Source organism: Flavobacterium sp. GW823-FHT04A11 (assembly GCF_058796535.1).
The window spans coordinates 4,132,953-4,153,509 of the sequence record NZ_CM179503.1; the positions used below are offsets into that span (position 1 = coordinate 4,132,953).

Genomic DNA, 20,557 nt, shown 5'->3' on the forward strand with positions numbered 1-20,557 from the left:
TAATTTTGAACTGTATCAAATGAGAAAAGAGCATGGAAAGGTCAATTGTACATATCGATATGAATACGTTTTTCGTCTCCTGCGAAAGGCTTACCAATTCAGAATTAAACGGCATCCCACTGATTATAGGCGGTGGTGAGAGAGGCGTTGTGGCCTCGTGTTCCTATGAAGCCAGAAGATTTGGAGTGCGATCGGCCATGCCGATTCATATGGCCATGAAACTCTGCCCCCAGGCCAAAATCATGAAAGGCGACATGGAGCTCTACTCCAGGCTCTCCCATGACATTACCGAAATTATCCAGGAAAAGGCGCCCGTGGTGGAGAAAGCCAGCATTGATGAATTTTACCTGGATATCACAGGAATGGATAAATTCTACGGGAGCTATAAATGGACCAGTGAACTGGCCCGGACTATCATAAAGGAAACCGGCCTTCCCCTGACCTTTGCCCTTTCGATCAACAAGACCGTTTCCAAAATCGGTACCGGTGAGGGGAAACAAAAGCAGAACCTGCAGATTCCCCAGCACATGGTCCAGTCGTTCTTAAATCCGCTTTCCATCCGCAAAATACCCATGGTGGGAGAGAAAACTTTTGAACTGCTTTCACGCATCGGGATCAGAAATATCAAAACCCTCTCGGAAATGCCCGCCGAAGCGCTGCAGAAAATGATTGGCAAAAACGGCATTGAGCTCTGGAAAAAAGCCAACGGCATTGACCATAATCCCGTTGAGCCCTACACCGAGAGAAAGTCAATTTCCACAGAACACACCTTCTCTGAGGATACCATTGATATTGAAAAGCTCAAAAGGGTTATTCTGGGCATGGTGGAAAAACTGGCCTTTCAGCTCCGCTCCGAAGAGTGGCTTACTTCGACCGTAACCGTTAAGATCCGTTATGCCAATTTTGATACCGAGACCAAACAGTGCCGCGTGCAGTATACCTCAGCGGATCATATCCTCACCCAGACCGTTACGGGTTTATTTGATAAATTATACCAGCGGCGTATGAGGCTGCGCCTTATCGGGGTAAGGTTCAGCGGGCTTGTGCGCGGTACCTACCAGATTGATCTTTTTCAGGATACAGAGGAAATGCTGGCCCTTTATCAGGCCATGGACAGGATGAAATCCCGTTATGGCTTTGATGCGGTAATGCGCTGCGCGGGGGCTTCCTTTAAACCCAACAATAAAAATGAAATTTTAAAACGTAAATCCAAATAAATGTACCTCAACTGCCATTCCTTCCACTCCCTTCGTTACGGCACCATACCGCTGGAAGAACTGATTGCCAAAGCTGTCAGCTGCGGGGTCACGGCTATGGCACTAACCGATATCAATACGGTGACCGGAATCTACGATTTTATAAAGGGATGCAGGGCCGTGGGCATTAAGCCCGTGGTGGGGATGGAATTTCGCTGCGAGAACCAGCTGCGCTTCATAGGACTGGCAAAAAATGCTTCGGGACTTGCGGAAATGAACCGTTTTTTGACCCGGCATAATTTTGAAAAAACAGCACTGCCCCAGCATGCGCCGGATTTTGAAAATGTCTTTGTTATTTATCCCCTGGAGAATGTACCTGCTGAATTAAAAGAGCATGAGTTCATCGGGATGCGTCCCGAGAAGCTTTCTTCCCTGGTATTGTCCAACTGGAAAACCAGAATAGACAAAATGGTCATCCTCCAGCCGGTAACTTTCCGCACCAAAACAGAATACAGGCTGCATAAGGTGCTGCGCGCGATTGACCTGAATGTAATTTTGTCGCGTCTTACCCTGGAGGACCACTGCGCGGAAACTGAAATAATGGTGTCTTTGGACAGGCTCCTCTCCTGTTATCAGGAATACCCGGATATCATCTCCAATACAGAGAAAATCATTGACGCATGCCATTTTGAATTTGAATTCAAGACACCAAAAAACAAAAAGTTTTACACCAACAACAGAAAAGACGACATGAACCTTCTGACCACTCTGGCAAAACAGGGCCTGGAGTGGCGATACGGCAAAGATAATGCGGAGGCCAAATCCAGGATGTTCAAGGAACTCCGGGTAATTGACGAGCTGGAGTTCAGCGGGTATTTCCTCATTACCTGGGATATTATACGCTTTAGCAACTCCCAGGGATTTCTGCATATCGGACGCGGAAGCGGGGCCAACAGCATTATTGCCTACTGCCTGGGCATTACCGATATCTGCCCGCTGGAGCTTGATTTGTATTTCGAGCGTTTTTTGAACCTGAACCGTAAAAGCCCGCCTGATTTTGATATTGACTGGAGCTGGAAAGAGCGCGATATTATTTTGGAATATATCTTCTCGCGCTACGGGTATGACCATGTGGCTTTCTGCGGCACCAATGTCGAGTTTAAATACCGCTCCATATTTCGCGAAGTAGGCAAGGTTTTCGGTCTTCCAAAGGAAGAGCTCGATGTGCTGGCCAAAAACCCGATGGCAGTTCATCCCACCAATAAAGTGGTCAAAGAGGTGCAGCATTACGGCATGCTGATGGAGAAATACCCCAACCAGCGCAGCATGCATTCCTGCGGGATTTTGATCTCCGAGGAGCCTATTACCAATTACACACCCCTTGAAATGCCCCCAAAAGGATTTCCCATTGCCCTTTTTGACATGCATATTGCCGAGGATATAGGCCTTGAAAAGTTTGACATATTAAGCCAGAGAGGTATCGGCCACATTGATGACAGCGTGAAGCTCATTGAAAAAAACCGTGGTATCAGGCTCAATATCCGCGATACCTCCATTTCCAAGAACGAGGCCAGCTGCAATGCGTTTTTGGGCATTGGAAGAACCATAGGCTGTTTTTACATTGAAAGCCCGGCCATGAGGGGACTGCTTCGGCGCCTGCAGTGCAACAACTACAAAACCCTGGTGGCCGCCTCCTCCATCATACGCCCGGGTGTGGCGCAATCAGGGATGATGAAAGAATATATTTTCCGCCATAACCATCCCGATAAGTTCGAATACTTCCACCCGGTTTTCGAGCAGCAGCTCGGGGAAACCTACGGGATTATGGTCTATCAGGAAGATGTGATCAAAATTGCCCTGCATTACGGGGGATTGCCGGCGGCAGACGGGGATATCCTGCGCCGGGCGATGTCGGGCAAGGGACGCTCAAAGGAAGCGCTGCAGAAAGTAAAGGATAATTTCTTTGCCTCCTGTCAGGCGCAGGGCCATCCCATGAAACTCAGCGAGGAAATTTACCGCCAGATCGAATCCTTTGCCGGCTATTCCTTCTGTAAGGCACACTCGGCTTCCTACGCTGTGGAAAGCTACCAGAGCCTGTACCTGAAAGTGCACTACCCTATAGAATTCATGGTAGCGGTTATCAACAACCAGGGAGGGTTTTACCGTACCGAAGTTTATGTGCACGAGGCCCGGATGTCAGGGGCGGTTATCCATAATCCGTGCGTGAATAAAAGCGAACTGCATACCACTTTATACGGCACTGATGTATATCTGGGTTTTATGCACCTTCAGGGCCTGGAATCCAAAATAGCGGTGCTTATACAGGAAGAGCGTGAGGGGAATGGGGAATACAAATCCCTGGAGGATTTTATCAATCGTATCCCCATTGGCATTGAGACCCTGCAAATTCTGATATTCATAGGAGCATTCCGTTTTACGGGAAAAACCAAAAACCAATTGCTGGTGATAGCCAGGCTTATTCTGGTCAACTTTAAGCCCGAGCAAAGGGGCCTGGTTCTCTTTCAGGAGCCTTTCAAGGAATACAAGCTGCCCGAGCTTGCACGCTCAGAATTTGAGGATGCCTTTGACGAAATTGAACTGTTGAGCTTTCCCGTATCGCGCTCTCCCTTTGATCTGCTGCAGACTAAATTCCGGGGTGATGTCATGGCAAAGGATTTGCTGGGTTATCATAAAAAGACAGTACGCATGCTGGCTTACCTGATCTCGAGAAAACATGTGCCCACCAAAATGGGCGCCATGTATTTCGGTACCTGGATTGATGCCCAGGGTGAAATGTTCGATACGGCCCATTTCACCGGAAGCCTAAAGGAATATCCCTTTCAGGGCGGCGGCTGTTATCTTTTGCTGGGACATGTAGAGGTCGATTATCATTTTCCTACCATCACCGTTACCAAAATGGCCAAGATGCCTTTTATAGCCGATCCGCGTTATTCAAATGCCGATGAACGCCAATTTACCGTACATCAGCAGATCCGCGAAGATGTCAGCATGACCGACCGCCAGCCTTATCCGCAGGAACATGAAATCAACCTTCCAAGGCTTAAGATGACCAGTGAAGGCATGCCCTTTCTCCATAATCAGGATCATAAAATGAGTATAAATTAAATTCCAGCCAAAAAATGATGCTTTTTAACGACACCGAAATTTTTTCATCGGGAAACGGCGGCAAAAGAATATTTGACCTTCCCGATGCTGACCTGCTGCTGATCGATAACTTTTTCAGTAAGGAAGAGTCCGATCATTATTATAATGTTTTATACCACACCACCCATTGGAGGGAATATGAAATGCCCATGTACGATAAAGTGGTTACAGCCCCCAGGATGATTTCCTGGTACGGCGATACCAACAGGCCTGAGCGAAAATCCGATCCCAACTGGCCTGTGGAGCTGCTGCAGATCAGGGAGCGTGTAGAGAAAGAGACCCGGATTGGTTTTAATGCCGTACTGCTTAATCTTTACAGGGACGGGAGTGATGGTGTGGGATGGCACAGCGATAAAACCTCCAGCAGCAACAAGAATATGAACATTGCCTCGGTGACTTTCGGGGAAACGCGCCTGTTCCGTCTTCGCCATAAAACCCTTAAAGGCATCCCGCCGATAGAAATACCCCTTCATCATGGGACGTTTCTGCTCATGGCAGGAAGCACCAATACCTACTGGGAACATCAGGTACCGAAAACTGCCAGGAAAGTACTTCCCAGGATCAACCTCACCTTCCGGCAGGTCAAGGAAAATTAACGACAAGGCTGTTTGTTTTCTTCAAGAATTGATTATCGGGTCCCTGCACTGGTGGCTGGGATCATAATTACAATCCTGTAAAAATGAGCCGTTATAGTATAACTATCTGTGAACCAATTAGGGTAACTTTAGATAAACTATAAAATATAAAAATCATGGACGATAAATCAAAAACAGGAAAAGCCGATGATTCGCAAATTAATATCAACGAATCATACGAGGTGCAGTATTGGTCTGAAAAGTTCAATGTGCCCCAGGAAGTATTAAAAAGTGCAGTGAGAGCCGCAGGCACCAGAGCCGATGATGTCAGGGATTACCTTGTCGAAAACAACTAATCTTATGCCCTGGTATAAAGGGGACTATCCCCCATCTTACAAGAACCAGCCTGCCGAGTTAAGGGAAAAAGCAGTCGAGATAGCCAATGCACTGCTACAGGAGGGCGTGGAGGAAGGAATAGCCATTGCTACAGGGCTTAAGCAGGCCCGCGAGCTTTTGGAAAATCATAGAGAAAAAGACTAAAAATTAAAATCATGGAAACAAATAAAAACACACCCGAAAATGATCAGGACACTAACGAAAATGCAAACAGTGCCTATAGCGGTTCAGGGGGCATGCAGCCCGGGGGAAGCACCGGGGAAGCCGGGCGTCTGAATGACTATACCGAAGACGAGGACCCTGAGAACCCTTCCGATGGGAAAAACAACCCCAAGGAAAAAAGTATTGCAGAGGCAACGGATCCCTCAAAGCTTTCCGATATTTAACATCATGAAAAAAAGATCCTGAAAAGAATTTATTAATTTTATTGTAAATCTTTTCAGGATCTTTTAAATTAACACCAGAGATTGAATTTGTGCAATCCTAGACTATTGCAGAGAGATCTTAAGATAAAATGAACAACAAATGACTGATCCAATTTTAGAGAACCTAAACCATAAACAGCTTGAGGCGGTGAAAACTACCGAAGGCTACGTTCGGGTAATTGCCGGGGCAGGATCAGGAAAAACAAAAGCCCTTACCTCCCGGTTCGCCTATATTGTGGACAGGCTCGGGATCAATTCCTCCAATATTCTTTGTGTGACCTTTACCAATAAAGCCGCCCAGGAAATGAAAAAACGCGTGAAGGCCCTTATCGGGGATACCTATGATGTGAGTTTTATCACTACCTATCACGGTTTTTGCGTAAGGTTCCTGCGCGAGGAAATCAACAAAATACACTATCCGAAAAATTTTATTATACTGGACGCCGAAGACCAGAAAAGCATACTCAGGGATGTCTTCGCAGAACTTGAGATCAATTCCAAGCACCTGACTTTCAAACAGGTGCTGCGCTTTATTTCCAAACAGAAAAGCACTTCCAATTACCTGGGATATATACTGGAAAACAAAAGCTTTGAGCCCGATGAGAGTGATTCCCTGTCCAGCCGTGTTTTCCAGATATACCTGGACAAACAAAAAAGAAATTATGCCCTTGATTTTGATGACCTGATACATTTCACCGAGTTCATTTTGGACCACAATACTGATGTACTTTCAAAGTGGCAGGAAAACCTGCACTATATTCAGGTCGATGAAGCCCAGGACAGTTCCGAAAGCCAGTTTCATCTGGTGGAGATGCTCTCACGTGTGCATCAGAACCTTTTTCTTGTCGGTGATCCCGATCAGACCATTTATGAATGGCGTGGCGCCAAACCCGAATACCTGGTGGAATTTGACAGTATCTTTCCCGATACGCGCACCATCATCATGAACCGCAACTACCGCTCCACTCCTAATATCCTGAAGGTTGGAAACCATATCATTAAAAACAATACCGTAAGGGTAGACAAGGATATGATTACCGATAAGCCCGAAGGCTTTGAGGTGGTGCATTTCCACGGAAAAAATGATTTTGAGGAAAGCCGCTGGATCGCTTCTGAGATAAAACAGATACTGCAGTCCGAGGATGCCTCGTACTCTGATATCACCATATTATACCGCTCCAGCCATCTTTCAAGAAATATTGAACAGGCACTTATAAAAGACAATATTCCCTATATCATTTTTGGAGGCATCCGTTTCTTTGAGAGAAAAGAGATAAAAGATGTTCTTTCTATGTTACGGCTTATCGTCCAAGGAGATAATTTTTCTTTTCTGCGCATGCACAATCAGCCCTCGCGAGGTCTTGGCAAGAAATTTCTCCAAAGGCTCAGTCTTTTGGCCGCAGAGCAGAATCTCTCCCTTCTGCAGGCACTGGAAAGAAATACCACCGATAAGGAACTCGCTAAAAAAGGGGCCCTGGATTTTCTGGCCCTCCTGGGCGAGCTTGGCGAAATTGCCAAAACCAAATCCATTTCGGACCTGGTGAAAATCATACTGGACAAGAGCGGCCTTTCTGAACTCTATCGAAAAGACGGTGATGAGGACAGGCTTGAAAATATCAAGGAACTGGTAAATTCCATGCTGCTTCTGGAAAAGGAAAACAATGCTGCTGTGAACATTATCGAGTACCTGCAGGAAATTGCCCTGTATACCGATCTGGATGCCGATACCCAGCAGCAAGACAAGGTAAGGCTGATGACCATTCATATTTCCAAAGGGCTTGAATTTCCTTATGTTTTTCTCTGTGGCTTTACCGAAGGGGTCATTCCTAGCGCATTATCAATTAAGGAAAGAAGAAAACGTGCCATTGAGGAAGAACGAAGGCTTATGTACGTGGCGGTTACCCGGGCCGAGAAAAGGTTTTACATGACCGATTCGGAGGGCTTTAACTTTACTACCGGCCTTAACAAATACCCTTCGAGGTTTCTCTTTGAGATCAGTGAGGAGTTCTATGTCCGAAAAGGAAAACTGTCGCGGGAAATCATTCAGAGCAGCAAAACAAACCAGGGCCGGGTTCAGGGGGATAATAGCACTGCCTTTAAGGAAGGCGATCTGGTCATGCATCCGGTTTGGAACAAAGGAAAGATAAAAGCGGTAAATATGGAAAAAAACCAGTATATGGTCGAATTTTTTGAAACAGGAAAAGAAAAACCAATTGATTTTAGTTTCCGCCACCTCACCTATGCCGATAATGCTGCTGCCGAACAAGGCACCGGTTTTTCTGTAACCGAGCTGCAGGAGCAGTTAAAATCTGCCCCCGATCCCTTTAAAGATTCAGAAAATGAGCTGGCTGCCGATAATCAGGACATTTTTGGGGATACACCGGAATCCACTAATGATAAAAACGACAGTGCGGCAAAAGAGAAAAAAAGGTGGAAATTTTGGGAATAAAATATAATTACAATTCGCTCTAACTCCCACCCGTTTATGAAACAGTTACAATCCAGCCTTTATCTTGGCTGCCGGATTTAAAAATTAAAAAAGCGCACTGTCATTAAACAGTGCGCTTTTTTTTAAGGTCAGATTTTAAATTTTATCTGGTGATTACTAAAAAATTGAGATGCTGTCCTGCAGGTTTTCCCTGGCAATAAATGCCGTAATAAACTCCTGTACTTCAGAGGCATCCCCCGTTTCAATTTCAAAAGAATTGATATGGAATTCATCATCCTGATCCAAAAATTTGTATAATCTCTGTATAACCCTTGGAGATTAAGCTTCCCTTTAATTTAATAATATTTGACTGCTGTCTTGCGTCGAGTTCTTTTCGAACCTTCAGCTTCATCCCCTTTTCCATTGCCATTAATTTAAATATTGATGCTATTTCCCATCAAATATAGAAATTATTTAAATGATATCTTATCGGAAGCGATAAAACAATTGGTGATTTCATCGGGCATTCGAATGTAAATTAGATAAGAATTACACATTTTCATATAAGGCTAATTAGCGCTATATATTTAATTTTAAACACATTAACCTAAATATGAAAATCATGGAAAATTTACATAATTACAGCAGTGAAGACCTTCAGAAATGCCCTTTTCACAATCAGCAGCACAATGTTTACGCGGATAAATCCGGAGGTGAAAATCCGGACAAACACGATCAGTCGGGCACCGATCCCAATCGTTATGAACCCAATAAATTTGAAAAAGGTACCAATGAGAACTCGGGCGGGGACGGCAGTACCGAAAGTGCAGCCGAGGAGCTGGATAACTTATAAGCTGTAACGCTATAAAATGAACTGCAGATGAAAACAAAAAAAGAAACATCCAAAATTACCACACTGGATATCAAGGCGCTTATAAAAAATGGCAAAAAGGCGAAAATGCCTGCTGCCATAAAACCAATGCTGGCTACCCTTGTCAGTGAGCCTTTTGATGACCCGGACTGGACCTATGAATTCAAATGGGATGGCTATCGTGCACTTGCCTACATCAATAAAGGGGATGTTTCCATCTCTTCACGCAACAACAAATCCTTTGCAGAGAAATATTATCCCATAACTGCAGCTCTTTCCAAATGGCCTTTCGATGCGGTTCTGGATGGTGAAATAGTAGTTCTGGGCCAGGACGGCAAGGCCAATTTTAGTGCCCTTCAGAACTGGCGCAGCGAAGCGGACGGTGAATTGGTCTATTATGTTTTTGATCTTTTGTGGTACAATGGAAATGATATTATGAACCTCCCGCTCTCCGACAGGCAGGCATTGCTCAAGCAGATACTGCCCACTGATGATGACCGGATCCGCCTGAGCCAGGTTTTTACTTCAAGCGGACTGGATTTTTTTCAGGCCGCCAAAAAGATGGGCCTGGAAGGCATTATGGCAAAACGGGCAAGTTCAGAATACAGCCCTGACAGCCGCAACAAACAGTGGCTGAAAATTAAGGTAAACCAGCGCCAGGAAGTGGTCATTGGAGGGTTTACCAAAAATGAGGGTTCTTCCAAACAGTTCAGTTCCTTACTGCTGGGGGTTTACCAAAACGGCAGCTTGCAATACGTGGGCAAGGTCGGGACAGGATTCGGGGATAAGCTGCAGAAAGAAATGATGCAGCAATTCACCCCGCTGATCACCGACAAAATTCCCTTTGCCTCGGAGCCTGATATCAATAAACCTTCGCGCTTCCGTCCCAACCCGCCTCATGCTACCGCTACCTGGCTCAAACCATCGCTGGTCTGTGAGGTGAGTTTTGCAGAGGTCACCTCAGACGGGGTTTTCCGCCATCCTTCCTTTGAAGGGATGCGCTCTGATAAAAAAGCCACAGAGGTAGTGCGCGAAACGGCAGCTCCAACCAGTCAGGCTGTTTCCGGTGCAGAGGTAAATACCGATACTACTAAAAATGCTTTGGTGTCCGCCCCAGTAAAGAATGGCAGAAAAACACTGCTGAACCCTACAGAGGAATCGCAGGTAAAAAAAATCAAAGGCCACAGCCTTAAATTCAGCAACCTTAGCAAAGTATACTGGCCTGAGGACGGATACACCAAACGCGACATGTTCAATTACTATTATCAGGTCGCCGAATACATCCTGCCCTATCTCAAAGACCGCCCCTTGTCGCTGAACCGTTTTCCCGGTGGGATCCATGGTCCCAGTTTCTACCAGAAAGACGTCAAGGGCAAAGCCCCTGACTGGGCCAAAACTTTTCCCTACACCACAAGTGACGGTGAGGACAAGGAATTCCTGGTGGGAGGTGATGAGGACACGCTTTTGTACATGGCCTCTCTGGGCTGTATTGAAATGAACCCGTGGTTTAGTACAATAAAACATCCTGACAATCCGGATTACTGCGTGATCGACCTTGATCCTGATAAAAATACTTTTGAGCAGGTTATCCAGGCGGCGCAGGAAGTAAAAAAAGTGCTGGATGCCATCGAAATACCGGGTTTTGTGAAAACATCAGGATCGACGGGAATTCACATCTACATTCCCCTTGGGGCCAAATATTCCTATGACCAGTCCCAGATGTTCGCAAAACTCATTGTTTCGGTCGTACACGATCAGCTCCCGGAGTTTACCAGTATGGAGCGCCAGATCAAAAACCGCAATGGTAAAATGTATCTGGACTTTCTGCAGAACAGACCGGGCGCCACCATTGCCTGTCCTTATTCACTGCGTCCCAAAACAGGCGCCACAGTTTCCATGCCGCTGCACTGGGAAGAGGTAAAAAAAGGGCTTGCCATGAAGGATTTCAATATATCAAATGCCATTGCAAGAATTAAAAGTGAAGGCGATATCTTCAAGGGATCCCTGAAAAAAGGAATTGATATGAATAAAGCCCTTGCCAGGGCCCAGAGTATTTTTTTTTGATTCCCTGCTGTAATTGAAATTTTGACGGTATAGAAATAGTTGAATTTAAAACAAACGCAATAATATGACTTTAGCTTACTTTTTAACGGGCTCCTATAATGATATCGACAATGATTTTGAACTGAGTATTACCATTGGGCCGCGCACAGACGAAAATAATGCCGAATCACAGAGCCATTTCAAGGTCGTGCTTACAGACATTTCCTCGGAAAATAAATTGTTATGGGAAACAGCACAGGCATCATTTTTATTGTGCCTTAACGACCTTGACGAATTTTTGATCGAAAACCATATCACCCTTTACAGCAAAATACTGACTTCCCCGCAGCGTCATAAGGCAGTGGATAAGGAACTGGAAGGCTTTATTTTAAACAGGCTGGAATATTAGTTTTCATTATAAAATAGGTCAGCCAGACCATTGCGCCGGTATTTTTTACCGGACTGTTCACTGAAATAATAAAATTAAAGATTTACTTAATAATTTTAAACGCCTTTAAAATGGAAGATGTAATACAACAATTTGAAAAAGATTTTAAAGCCTGGCTTGAAAATAAGTATCGAACCTCTGAGGAGCAGGATCAGGTCAAAAAACTCAATGATATTGAAAAATCTGCAGATGGGTTTGTGGATCGTTACGTATTGGAAACAGATCTTATAGCCGGTGATCTTTCCCTTTCAGTACAGCACATACTGGATGCATTTATAAGATCCAAAATTGGATAAGCCCAATTCGCTTCTCATTAAAAAATTACCCACTATCGCCATTTTTAGTATCATGGATCAAAACCTTAGAGGACAGAAAACAGGTGTGAATTTCCAGTTTAGAAAACGGCCTGTTTTTATTTTCAATCCACTACAAAGGACATGTAAAATCCCACTACAGCTGTAATGGGACTTATAGATAAGAGGCATAAAAAATAGAATACTAAAGGATGATCCATTTTGGTATTCAGGTCAGTTGGTAACGACCAATCTAGATCCCTGTTACATATCCCTGCTTTAATTTTCAGGGTTCTCCATCCTGTTTATGATTTTGGTAACCTCGGCTTCTGTATTTTTAAGCTTGGCCTGGCAGAACTCAATAAGTTCCGATGCCCTTTTCACTTTTGAAGCCAGGGTATCAACTGAGATCGTTTCATTTTCTATTTCTTTCGAAATGGCCGTCAGCTCCGACAGGGCCGTCTCATAGGTCAGTTTCTCTTCCATCGTATTGTATTTTTTCCTTAACGGTGCTTTTCAGTTTTATATCCTTCAGGATCACTTCTATTTCCTGCCCGGCCTTTATGTTTTCAGCACTGCTGATTATTTTATTATTTACCTTCACTATCGCGTAGCCTTTGCGCAGGATATTCTGCGGTGACATGATCTGAATGCTTTTCAAATGATGCTCTAATGTGACCTTTTCCCGGCGAAGATAATCATTGGCAGCGTTCTTTACGGCATTCTTGATGTGTTCCAAATCATTTTTATTCTGCTGAAGGAGCATTTTAGGACCCTGGACCACCTGATGGGCTGACAGGATTAGTTTCTTTTGATGCTCGTATAAAACCGATCTGGAACTGCTGATGATACGCTGGCGGGTCCTAGTCAATTCTTCGCCATGCAGTTGCACCAGCATTCTTGCGTTATGGGAGATTTCATTTTTAATATGGTACAGTTCTTTGTAATGGCTCAGAAAAAGCTGCTGTGATTTTATGGCAATATTTTGCTGCAGCGCGAGTATTACCTGCTCAAAATTGCGGTTATGCGCTATGATAAATTCCGCTGCTTTGGTCGGGGTTTTGGTATGGGTATGGGCCATTAAATCCGTTATACTGACATTTTTCTGGTGCCCAATGCCCGTTATAATAGGTATCGGAAACTTGGCTACTGCCCTTCCGATATTGTAGTTGTCAAAAATCAGAAAGTCCGACTGTGATCCTCCACCCCTGTTAATCACAACTGCATCATATGGGATTCCCGTATTATAGATTTCGATGAGTTTATTCAAAAATAGTTTTGCGTTGTTGTCTCCCTGTACAATGGTATAATAGTCTTCGATCTGGAAAACATAGCCAAAATCATTATGCTGCATGGTATGGCGGAAATCTTCATTCCCGGCCGAGCTGCTCGATGATATTACAGCCACTCTCTGGATTACTGCAGGAAGTTTTAACCGGCTGTTAAATGTAGCGTAACCATCTGCCTCTTTTTTTATAAAATCGTTTACTTTTACCAGACGCTCAAGGGTAGCATTTCGCTGCTGCTCAAGTATTCCCAGCATAAAATTGCTATCGATATCCAAAACGCTCACAGACAATCCGTATAAAGGATGATAATCCACACTTACCTGCACCAGTACATGCAGGTTATTGGTAAAGACCTGTCCTGTACTTTTTTCAAATTCCTCAATACGAACGGCTCCCCCTCCCCACGATTTGCCCAGGATCTTGGCGGTTATTGCATTACCGTTCTGCGCTTTCTCGACCAGCTCAAAATAATGGATCTTTTTATCGGCTTTAAAGGAATGATTGGTTATATCAGCCACAATCCAGTACGTCTGCCCCTTAAATCGGGCATTGATCGTATCCTGGATCTGATCGTTGAGCTGCGAGAGTCTGATATACTGGTCTGCTGCCATATGTTTATTGGGCCTTTTACTGTGCGTACTTTTCTTTATTTGCTAAGGTACTATTATAGTGCGGAATCTCAAAATAAAGACTTCCAGCAGTGTGACAACTAATTACGTTATATCAATAGAAAATAGCTTTTGAATGCAAGGCAGGGTGAAACCCATGATTTTAAAATAAGAATACAGGCCCGTGAAAAGAATTTATAGAAATTTTGGCACAAGTCCCGGTTCAAGCAGCCATCTAATTTGTAAATTACAGACTAGTGGACAAATTAACATTCAAATCCTTTATTCTTAATCTTTTTGAGTAATTTGAAATTCAAAGCGCACTGATCCGTTTCAGGGTTCAAAACAACAAAACCTTCACTCTCAAGCCATAATAAAGCATCAAGTACTTTGGACTCTCCGGATCTTTGAATGGAAATAGTATTCCGGGAGAAATCACTGCAACTGTAATAGGAGCAGACAATCAGTGTTAGTTCATCCAGAGTGTAGCTTTCAAAGCAATTTTGAGTCAAGACATCCAGTATCTTAAAATATAATTTAAAAGAGATGTGCCCCATATGGATTGTTTTACTTTAAAGATAAGGATAAAACCGATAAAAACAATATGCTGCAATTGTTTTTGTAAATCTGCTAGCAAAACCGGAGAACCTTAATTCAAATTCAAGTTGTGATTGGAACCTGTATTAAATGTTAGTGCAATTAGTTATTAACCGGTTTTACTGAGCCTATTTTTGTGATGTTTGGAAGACTACCTTTGTTATCGATATTGCCGCTACTGGAATTGCACCTGCCATTGTAATTAAAAATTAACGGCCTGAGAAAGCAAAACTACTAAATCTCCTCATTTAGACAGTCATGGCGTACTTCTTTGCCACAGTAAATAAAAAAAGAGCAAATAGTGATACTTGCTCTCATTCGCCTTTAAATTTATAAAAAATTGTAGCCATGATGTTATGGTTCACACTTAAAGGCCTATATGCTGCGTTAGTTTTGCTCGGGCATATAAAAATTAGAAACTTAAATTTTTCGTAAATGCAAGTAACACAGTACCAAAGATATAAAAAAAACAATAATTCAAAGAATAAACTTACATAATTTACAATAATTATTATTTACTTTCATTTTTAGCTGACTTCCTCCCATCTGCCATTCCCCGATGCCCCTCTTTTATATCCCGCCAATCTGGATATTCCGGCTTTGCTCCTGTTTATTTTCCTGAAAGGTTTGGCCGGCATTTCATTACCGATGAAAGATAGATTACTTCATTAAATAAGCAGTAGCTGCCAATTTAGTGTTCTACATACTGTTGATGTCTAATCAATCTGATTTGACTATCAAAATTTGACAGGGATTGCATGCGTTACATTCCTTTTTTACTTTAGCCTGAGATGTAAATGAACGTGATAACTTGACTATGAACCTCAACAGCAACTCATTTCCGATAGATCAGGTAAAGCAAACCGATATGGTCAGCTATTTGTCAGAGCTGGGTTTTGAAGCCTGCAAAATTAGAAATGATGATTACTGGTACCTCTCCCCGCTGCGCAACGAAAGAACCGCTTCCTTTAAGATAAACCGCAGGCTTAACCGATGGTATGACCATGGTATTGGGCAGGGTGGCAATATCATTGATTTTGGCATGCTTTTCTTTAATTGTACTATTGGAGAATTCCTGCGGAACCATCTGGGTAGTATTACCCCTGCCCACCACGCAGCTGCTGTACAGGAGAATCAATCTACTGAAAGGCAGTCAAAAATTCAGATCCTCAAGCAGGAGCCATTGCACTCCCCTGCGCTGATGCGTTACCTGAAGCAGAGAAAAATCCCTATTGGAATTGCCCGCCAATTCTGCTCAGAGATCCAGTACAGCCTCAATGATAACTCCTATTACGGCATTGGATTTAAAAATGATCATGGAGGATTTGAAATCCGGAATCCTTATTTTAAGGCCAGCAGCTCTCCCAAGTCCATCACGAGCTATTGTAATAAAGGCAAGGAAGTATTGGTCTTTGAAGGTTTCTTTGACTTTTTGTCCTTTAAGGCTGTTAACAGCCGTGCCTGTGATAAAAAACAGGATTTTATAATACTGAACTCGCTTTCCTTTTTTGAAAAAACGCGCTCACAGATGGAAGAGTACCGCATAATCCGCCTGTTTTTAGACAGGGATCAGGCCGGTGAAAGCGCCACTGTCAAGGCTCTTGGATGGAGCTGCAAATACAGGGATGAAAGCCTTCTGTACAAAGACCAGAAGGACTATAACCAGTGGATCATACAAGGGGGAAAACTTACCAGAAAACTGGGGCCACGGCTATAGCATTAAAGACAATAGCCTATCGGTCCAATTTCAATTAAAATGACAGTCCATGCAGACCGGAGAGAACGAACAGGCACTTCGAAAGATAATCGATATGACACGACTAATGAGCATTTTGGTCCTGTCTTTGCATTTTTACTATTACTGCCATATGGCCTTTAGGCAATGGGATCTTGCAGGCCCGTTTGGCGATCTTATTTTGCATACTGTAAGTAAAACAGGGCTTTTTTCTGGTTTTCAGCGCTCTAAACTTCTTGTTTTTGTTCTGCTGTTAATTTCGCTTTTAGGCTCCAGGGGAAGAAAAAATCAGGAAATAAAACTAAAATCCGCTATCGGCTTGTTAACAGGCGGTGCGCTGCTGTTTTTTTTAAGTTACTGGCTGCTATTCCTGGACATAGGGCTTTGCTGCAGAAGCATTCTGTATATGGCAGTTACCGCAATTGGCTATATTTTAGTGCTTACCGGCTCAACGCTCCTTTCCCGGGTTATAGGACATCGCCTCAATGCAAAGGACATCTTTAATAAGGAAAACGAAACCTTTCCCCAGGAGGAAAGACTGCTGGAGAACCCCTATTCCATTAACCTGCCCGCGCAATATTACCTGAAGGATAAAATTAGGAAAAGCTGGATCAATATCATAAATCCTTTTCGGGCCATCCTGGTACTGGGCACCCCGGGTTCGGGTAAATCTTATTTTGTCATTCGCCATATCATCACCCAGCACATCCGAAAAGGCTTTACTATGTTTATCTATGATTTCAAATACGATGACCTTTCCACCATTGCCTATAATACCTGGCTCAGCTCCCAATCGCTCTATGAGGTTCCGCCCCGTTTCTACAGCATCAATTTCGATGACCTTAGCCGCTCGCATCGCTGTAATCCGCTAGATCCCTCGGCAATGACCGACATCACCGATTCCGCTGAGTCTGCCCGTACCATCCTTCTGGGACTCAACAGGGAGTGGATCAAACGTCAGGGAGATTTTTTTGTCGAATCCCCCATTAACTTTCTAACGGCCATTATCTGGTATTTAAGAAAATATAAAAATGGCCAGTTCTGTACCCTTCCCCATGTCATAGAACTCATGCAGGCAGATTATGATGACCTGTTTACCCTTCTGCGTACCGAGAAGGAAATCGAGGTGCTGATCAATCCTTTTATCAATGCCTATCTCAATGATGTTATGGAACAGCTGGAGGGACAGATTGCCTCTGCAAAAGTCGCCATGGCCAGGCTCTCCTCCCCACAGCTGTATTATGTGCTCTCTGGAAATGACTTTACCCTGGATATCAATAATCCCAAAGAGCCCAAAATAGTGTGTATGGGAAATAATCCGCAAAAAATACAGATTTACGGAGCAGTACTCTCCCTGTATGTAAGCCGGCTTCTAAAACAGGTCAATCAGAAAGACAAACAAAAAAGCAGTCTCATATTTGATGAATTCCCGACCCTTTATCTCAATAACATGGACAGCCTTATTGCAACGGCAAGAAGCAACAAAGTGGCAACATGCCTGGGGATACAGGATTTTAGCCAGCTGCGAAAGGACTACGGGCGCGAGCAGGCCGACGTTATTATGAATATTACCGGAAATATCATCAGCGGGCAGGTTACCGGAGACACGGCCAAACAGCTCTCGGAACGTTTTGGTAAGATCATGCAGGACAGGGAAAGTTTTTCCATAAACAGTGCCGATATCTCCATTAGCCGTTCCAAACAACTCGAACTGGCCGTACCGGTGTCCAAAATTTCCTCTTTAAGTTCCGGAGAATTCGTTGGCATGGTAGCCGATGATCCCTCCTGCAGTATAGCCCTTAAGACCTTTCACTGCCAGATACAAAATGATCACAAAGCCCTTCAGGAAGAAAGCGATGCCTACAGAGAAATTCCCGTAGTCTGCCAGCTCAACAGTGAGGTCGTACAAAAAAACTACCTTCAGATCAAGCAGGATATCCAGGATATTATACACTTCGAGATGGATCGCCTGGTGAGTGATGCCGAATTATCTTACCTGGTAGTAAAAAAATAAGCATACCTTTTATTTGTGCTAATTAAAACCTGCGAGTAGTACTCAGGCAGGAAACCGTTCTACTTAGGAAGATCTTTGGAAGACCTTAATGGGTATCAAAATTTGTATAGGATTGCCCTTTGACAAGACAAGTGGTAATTTAGTGCCAGGAATTTACCTTATAAACAGAGTTAAAAACTGCATGATCATGAGAAAGGACGATCCCAGTAAAATCCGCGCGGTATACGTAGGACTCAATCCAGAGGAATACTCCAGATTCGAACACCTGTATAAAGCCACTACCTGTCGCACCATGAGCCACTTTATTCGTTGTGCCTTATTTAATAAAAAAATTACCACACTCTACAGGAACCAGTCACTGGACGATTTGATCGAGGAGCTTGTAGTGGTAAATGAGCAGATCAACACCATACGCTCCACTATAGAGCAGCTGGTCATCGATTTACACAGCCACCCTCAAATCGAAGGGTTTGCAGCATACATGGAGTCCCTGGAATGCGAAATCAGGAAACATGGAAAAAAGATCAGTCAAATTAAAAAGCAAATTGAGAAAGTTACCCAAAAATGGTTGCAATCATAAAAATAACCGGCTCTCTAACACGGGCCCTGGACTATAACGAGAGGAAAGTCAATAAAGGTGTAGCGCAGTGTATCGGATCCGGCAACTATCCCGTGGACCTGGACCGGACCGGGTATGAGCTGAAAATACAGCGTTTTATCAGAAGGGCGCAATTAAATCCAAATGCAAAACGCAACTGCATGCACATCACCCTTAATTTTGCCCCCTCGGAGAACCATCCACCCCAGAGGCTTATTGCTATTTCCCAAATTTATCTGGAAAGGATCGGTTTTGGCAAACAGCCCTATTTAATCTATCAGCATCATGATGCAGGGCACCCTCATATTCATATTATCACAACGGTTATTGACAGGGAGGGGAAACGCATTGACATGAGCAATCTGGTGATCAAAAAAGCAGAGCCAGCCAGGAAAGAGATTGAAAAGCTATTTGGACTTATCAGGGCGGAGAAAAGCAAAGAGGCAGTGGAATCCTTATCGCATCCCTTAAAGCGGATCGAGTACGGAAAAGTAGAGACAAAAAAAGCAATACATCAGGTTCTTAATTTCATTCTGCATCAATACAGATATACCTGTCTGGAGGAACTAAACGCGCTTTTGGAACAGTACAATATCCATGTGCAGAGATGTACGGGAAGGCAAAGTAGCCTGCCATGCCCGGGGCTGGTCTACAGCATAATTACCCCCCAGGGAAAGACAATGGGTATACCGATCAAAGCCAGCGCTTTTTACAACAAACCGACAATGCACTTTTTAGACCAGAGATTTAAAATCAACATGATGGTATCCCGAGAAGATAGAATACGGCTTAGTCAGGTAGTGAATATTTCCCTATTCAAATCAATATCGCTGCACCATTTTTTAAAATCGCTTGCCGCAAAAGGAATCACCACCATCCTGAAGCGCGACTCCCGGGAAAATATCTGCAAACTTTGCTATATTGATCACAAAAGCAGGGCTGTTCTCAGTATTGATTCTATTGGCCAGCAATACCATAGCCGGGACCTCAAAGAAGACCTGGGATTAAATCTTCCGTCCGATGTACGGAAAGGGCAACTTCAGAAAATCAGCCACACATAATTTTTTCGCTGTGTGACAGCTATGGCCCTTACTCCTTCTTTTACCTGATGCCCTTTTTGAGATTTCCCAGTGAGGCGTCTTTGAGATCCTTAATCTGGGCGATGACAATCTGGGCAATTTTTGTCGCCCCCAGCAGTGAAAGATGCGTGTCGTCTGCCTTGTCTTTATCATAAAAAGGATTTTCCCCAGCCTTGAAATGCAGATGCAACAGTTTGGATTTTTCAGGACCATAGGACTGTTCGAGCAATTCGGTATGATATTCAAGATCAATAAAAGGAACATTGTATTGCTGCGCAACCAATCTGGTTTCCAGTGGATAATCCCCATGTGTCGGTACCAAAACGCCCTTTTCGTTAAAATTACGTCTGGCAATAGAGCTCAGTAGTACGGGAGTGGCCCCTTTCTCCCTGGTTTGCCGTACAAAACGGATGAGATTATAACGGTAGGCGGTATGCGGATTTGTATAACGTGTTGAGTCTTCAATCTTCTCATCGTTATGGCCAAATTCAATAAAAACATAATCGCCTTTTTTGAGCTTGTTATAAATAGAATCCCAACGCTTCTCGTTGATGAAACTTTTGGTGCTGCGCCCGTTTAAGGCCCTGTTCTCCACAAGGATATTTTCTTTGAAAAAAGGCTGGAGTACCTGTGCCCAGCCGTGCTCAGGATTGTGCTGGGGATCTTTTTTATTGGCCATTGTCGAATCCCCTATAGTGTAGAGTGTTGTTTTCTGGGCAAAACAAGTAACGCCGAATAAATACAGGATTATTAAATAATATTTCATACTTATGATTTTTTGGATTGCTCTATTTTTT

18 protein-coding genes are annotated in these 20,557 nt (G+C 43.7%); 15 read left to right on the top strand and 3 right to left on the bottom strand.

Going from position 1 to position 20,557, the window contains the following annotated elements:
• Positions 1 to 32: 32 nt before the first annotated feature.
• The 11 genes from dinB (at position 33) to AC3QL1_RS17865 (ending at position 11,843) form a co-directional block, all read left to right on the top strand.
• Complete coding sequence (gene dinB / locus AC3QL1_RS17815) at positions 33 to 1,217, top strand: DNA polymerase IV (protein ID WP_492493481.1); 1,185 nt, start codon at positions 33 to 35, stop codon at positions 1,215 to 1,217.
• The gene (locus AC3QL1_RS17820; RefSeq protein WP_492493482.1) at positions 1,218 to 4,322 is read left to right on the top strand and encodes a DNA polymerase III subunit alpha; all 3,105 of its coding nucleotides are present in this window, start codon (positions 1,218 to 1,220) and stop codon (positions 4,320 to 4,322) included.
• Between the two features lie 14 nt (positions 4,323 to 4,336).
• Complete coding sequence (locus tag AC3QL1_RS17825; RefSeq protein ID WP_492493483.1) at positions 4,337 to 4,957, top strand: alpha-ketoglutarate-dependent dioxygenase AlkB family protein; 621 nt, start codon at positions 4,337 to 4,339, stop codon at positions 4,955 to 4,957.
• A gap of 155 nt (positions 4,958 to 5,112) precedes the next feature.
• Entirely contained in the window at positions 5,113 to 5,292 is a 180-nt protein-coding gene (locus AC3QL1_RS17830; RefSeq protein WP_492493484.1) for a DUF3606 domain-containing protein, read from the top strand.
• 4 nt (positions 5,293 to 5,296) lie between these two features.
• The gene (locus AC3QL1_RS17835; protein ID WP_492493485.1) at positions 5,297 to 5,476 is read left to right on the top strand and encodes a DUF2188 domain-containing protein; all 180 of its coding nucleotides are present in this window, start codon (positions 5,297 to 5,299) and stop codon (positions 5,474 to 5,476) included.
• An 11-nt stretch (positions 5,477 to 5,487) separates the two neighbouring features.
• Positions 5,488 to 5,718 (top strand): hypothetical protein, encoded by a 231-nt coding sequence (locus AC3QL1_RS17840; protein WP_492493486.1) that lies wholly within the window; start codon positions 5,488 to 5,490, stop codon positions 5,716 to 5,718.
• 139 nt (positions 5,719 to 5,857) lie between these two features.
• Complete coding sequence (locus tag AC3QL1_RS17845; RefSeq protein ID WP_492493487.1) at positions 5,858 to 8,206, top strand: ATP-dependent helicase; 2,349 nt, start codon at positions 5,858 to 5,860, stop codon at positions 8,204 to 8,206.
• Between the two features lie 601 nt (positions 8,207 to 8,807).
• Positions 8,808 to 9,038: a hypothetical protein gene (locus tag AC3QL1_RS17850; protein WP_492493488.1), complete on the top strand. Its 231-nt coding sequence runs from the start codon at positions 8,808 to 8,810 to the stop codon at positions 9,036 to 9,038.
• 27 nt (positions 9,039 to 9,065) lie between these two features.
• Positions 9,066 to 11,120 (top strand): DNA ligase D, encoded by a 2,055-nt coding sequence (ligD, locus tag AC3QL1_RS17855; protein WP_492493489.1) that lies wholly within the window; start codon positions 9,066 to 9,068, stop codon positions 11,118 to 11,120.
• A gap of 64 nt (positions 11,121 to 11,184) precedes the next feature.
• Positions 11,185 to 11,508, top strand: a complete 324-nt coding sequence (locus AC3QL1_RS17860; RefSeq protein ID WP_492493490.1) for a hypothetical protein — start codon at positions 11,185 to 11,187, stop codon at positions 11,506 to 11,508.
• A gap of 110 nt (positions 11,509 to 11,618) precedes the next feature.
• Entirely contained in the window at positions 11,619 to 11,843 is a 225-nt protein-coding gene (locus AC3QL1_RS17865) for a hypothetical protein (protein WP_492493491.1), read from the top strand.
• 276 nt (positions 11,844 to 12,119) lie between these two features.
• On the opposite strand, the gene xseB is transcribed toward AC3QL1_RS17865, so the two are convergent.
• Both xseB and xseA read right to left on the bottom strand, forming a co-directional pair.
• Positions 12,120 to 12,326, bottom strand: a complete 207-nt coding sequence (xseB, locus tag AC3QL1_RS17870; protein WP_492493492.1) for an exodeoxyribonuclease VII small subunit — start codon at positions 12,324 to 12,326, stop codon at positions 12,120 to 12,122.
• On the bottom strand, positions 12,304 to 13,740 hold the full coding sequence (gene xseA, locus AC3QL1_RS17875) for an exodeoxyribonuclease VII large subunit (protein WP_492493493.1): 1,437 nt from the start codon (positions 13,738 to 13,740) through the stop codon (positions 12,304 to 12,306). The genes xseB and xseA overlap by 23 nt, the downstream gene beginning before the upstream one ends.
• A 1,411-nt stretch (positions 13,741 to 15,151) precedes the next feature.
• Between xseA and AC3QL1_RS17880 the strand changes: the two genes are divergently transcribed.
• The 4 genes from AC3QL1_RS17880 (at position 15,152) to AC3QL1_RS17895 (ending at position 19,742) form a co-directional block, all read left to right on the top strand.
• Complete coding sequence (locus tag AC3QL1_RS17880; RefSeq protein WP_492493494.1) at positions 15,152 to 16,051, top strand: DUF8464 domain-containing protein; 900 nt, start codon at positions 15,152 to 15,154, stop codon at positions 16,049 to 16,051.
• Between the two features lie 49 nt (positions 16,052 to 16,100).
• Positions 16,101 to 18,083, top strand: a complete 1,983-nt coding sequence (mobC, locus tag AC3QL1_RS17885; RefSeq protein ID WP_492493495.1) for a conjugal transfer protein MobC — start codon at positions 16,101 to 16,103, stop codon at positions 18,081 to 18,083.
• Between the two features lie 187 nt (positions 18,084 to 18,270).
• Complete coding sequence (locus AC3QL1_RS17890; protein WP_492493496.1) at positions 18,271 to 18,663, top strand: plasmid mobilization protein; 393 nt, start codon at positions 18,271 to 18,273, stop codon at positions 18,661 to 18,663.
• On the top strand, positions 18,648 to 19,742 hold the full coding sequence (locus AC3QL1_RS17895) for a relaxase/mobilization nuclease domain-containing protein (RefSeq protein ID WP_492493497.1): 1,095 nt from the start codon (positions 18,648 to 18,650) through the stop codon (positions 19,740 to 19,742). Before AC3QL1_RS17890 ends, AC3QL1_RS17895 begins: the two co-directional genes overlap by 16 nt.
• Positions 19,743 to 19,782: 40 nt before the next feature.
• Here the strand turns inward: AC3QL1_RS17895 and AC3QL1_RS17900 are convergent, their stop codons facing one another.
• Positions 19,783 to 20,526 carry a rhamnogalacturonan acetylesterase gene (locus tag AC3QL1_RS17900; RefSeq protein ID WP_492493498.1) on the bottom strand — a complete coding sequence of 248 codons (744 nt, stop codon included), beginning with the start codon at positions 20,524 to 20,526 and terminating at the stop codon, positions 19,783 to 19,785.
• Positions 20,527 to 20,557 lie beyond the last annotated feature (31 nt).

Excerpts from the sequence above, each read along its gene's own strand:
- dinB (WP_492493481.1), top strand. The coding sequence starts at position 33 with ATGGAAAGGTCAATTGTACATATCGATATGAATACGTTTTTCGTCTCC.
- AC3QL1_RS17820 (WP_492493482.1), top strand. The coding sequence starts at position 1,218 with ATGTACCTCAACTGCCATTCCTTCCACTCCCTTCGTTACGGCACCATA.
- AC3QL1_RS17825 (WP_492493483.1), top strand. The coding sequence starts at position 4,337 with ATGATGCTTTTTAACGACACCGAAATTTTTTCATCGGGAAACGGCGGC.
- AC3QL1_RS17830 (WP_492493484.1), top strand. The coding sequence starts at position 5,113 with ATGGACGATAAATCAAAAACAGGAAAAGCCGATGATTCGCAAATTAAT.
- AC3QL1_RS17835 (WP_492493485.1), top strand. The coding sequence starts at position 5,297 with ATGCCCTGGTATAAAGGGGACTATCCCCCATCTTACAAGAACCAGCCT.
- AC3QL1_RS17840 (WP_492493486.1), top strand. The coding sequence starts at position 5,488 with ATGGAAACAAATAAAAACACACCCGAAAATGATCAGGACACTAACGAA.
- AC3QL1_RS17845 (WP_492493487.1), top strand. The coding sequence starts at position 5,858 with ATGACTGATCCAATTTTAGAGAACCTAAACCATAAACAGCTTGAGGCG.
- AC3QL1_RS17850 (WP_492493488.1), top strand. The coding sequence starts at position 8,808 with ATGGAAAATTTACATAATTACAGCAGTGAAGACCTTCAGAAATGCCCT.
- ligD (WP_492493489.1), top strand. The coding sequence starts at position 9,066 with ATGAAAACAAAAAAAGAAACATCCAAAATTACCACACTGGATATCAAG.
- AC3QL1_RS17860 (WP_492493490.1), top strand. The coding sequence starts at position 11,185 with ATGACTTTAGCTTACTTTTTAACGGGCTCCTATAATGATATCGACAAT.
- AC3QL1_RS17865 (WP_492493491.1), top strand. The coding sequence starts at position 11,619 with ATGGAAGATGTAATACAACAATTTGAAAAAGATTTTAAAGCCTGGCTT.
- xseB (WP_492493492.1), bottom strand. The coding sequence starts at position 12,326 with ATGGAAGAGAAACTGACCTATGAGACGGCCCTGTCGGAGCTGACGGCC.
- xseA (WP_492493493.1), bottom strand. The coding sequence starts at position 13,740 with ATGGCAGCAGACCAGTATATCAGACTCTCGCAGCTCAACGATCAGATC.
- AC3QL1_RS17880 (WP_492493494.1), top strand. The coding sequence starts at position 15,152 with ATGAACCTCAACAGCAACTCATTTCCGATAGATCAGGTAAAGCAAACC.
- mobC (WP_492493495.1), top strand. The coding sequence starts at position 16,101 with ATGCAGACCGGAGAGAACGAACAGGCACTTCGAAAGATAATCGATATG.
- AC3QL1_RS17890 (WP_492493496.1), top strand. The coding sequence starts at position 18,271 with ATGAGAAAGGACGATCCCAGTAAAATCCGCGCGGTATACGTAGGACTC.
- AC3QL1_RS17895 (WP_492493497.1), top strand. The coding sequence starts at position 18,648 with ATGGTTGCAATCATAAAAATAACCGGCTCTCTAACACGGGCCCTGGAC.
- AC3QL1_RS17900 (WP_492493498.1), bottom strand. The coding sequence starts at position 20,526 with ATGAAATATTATTTAATAATCCTGTATTTATTCGGCGTTACTTGTTTT.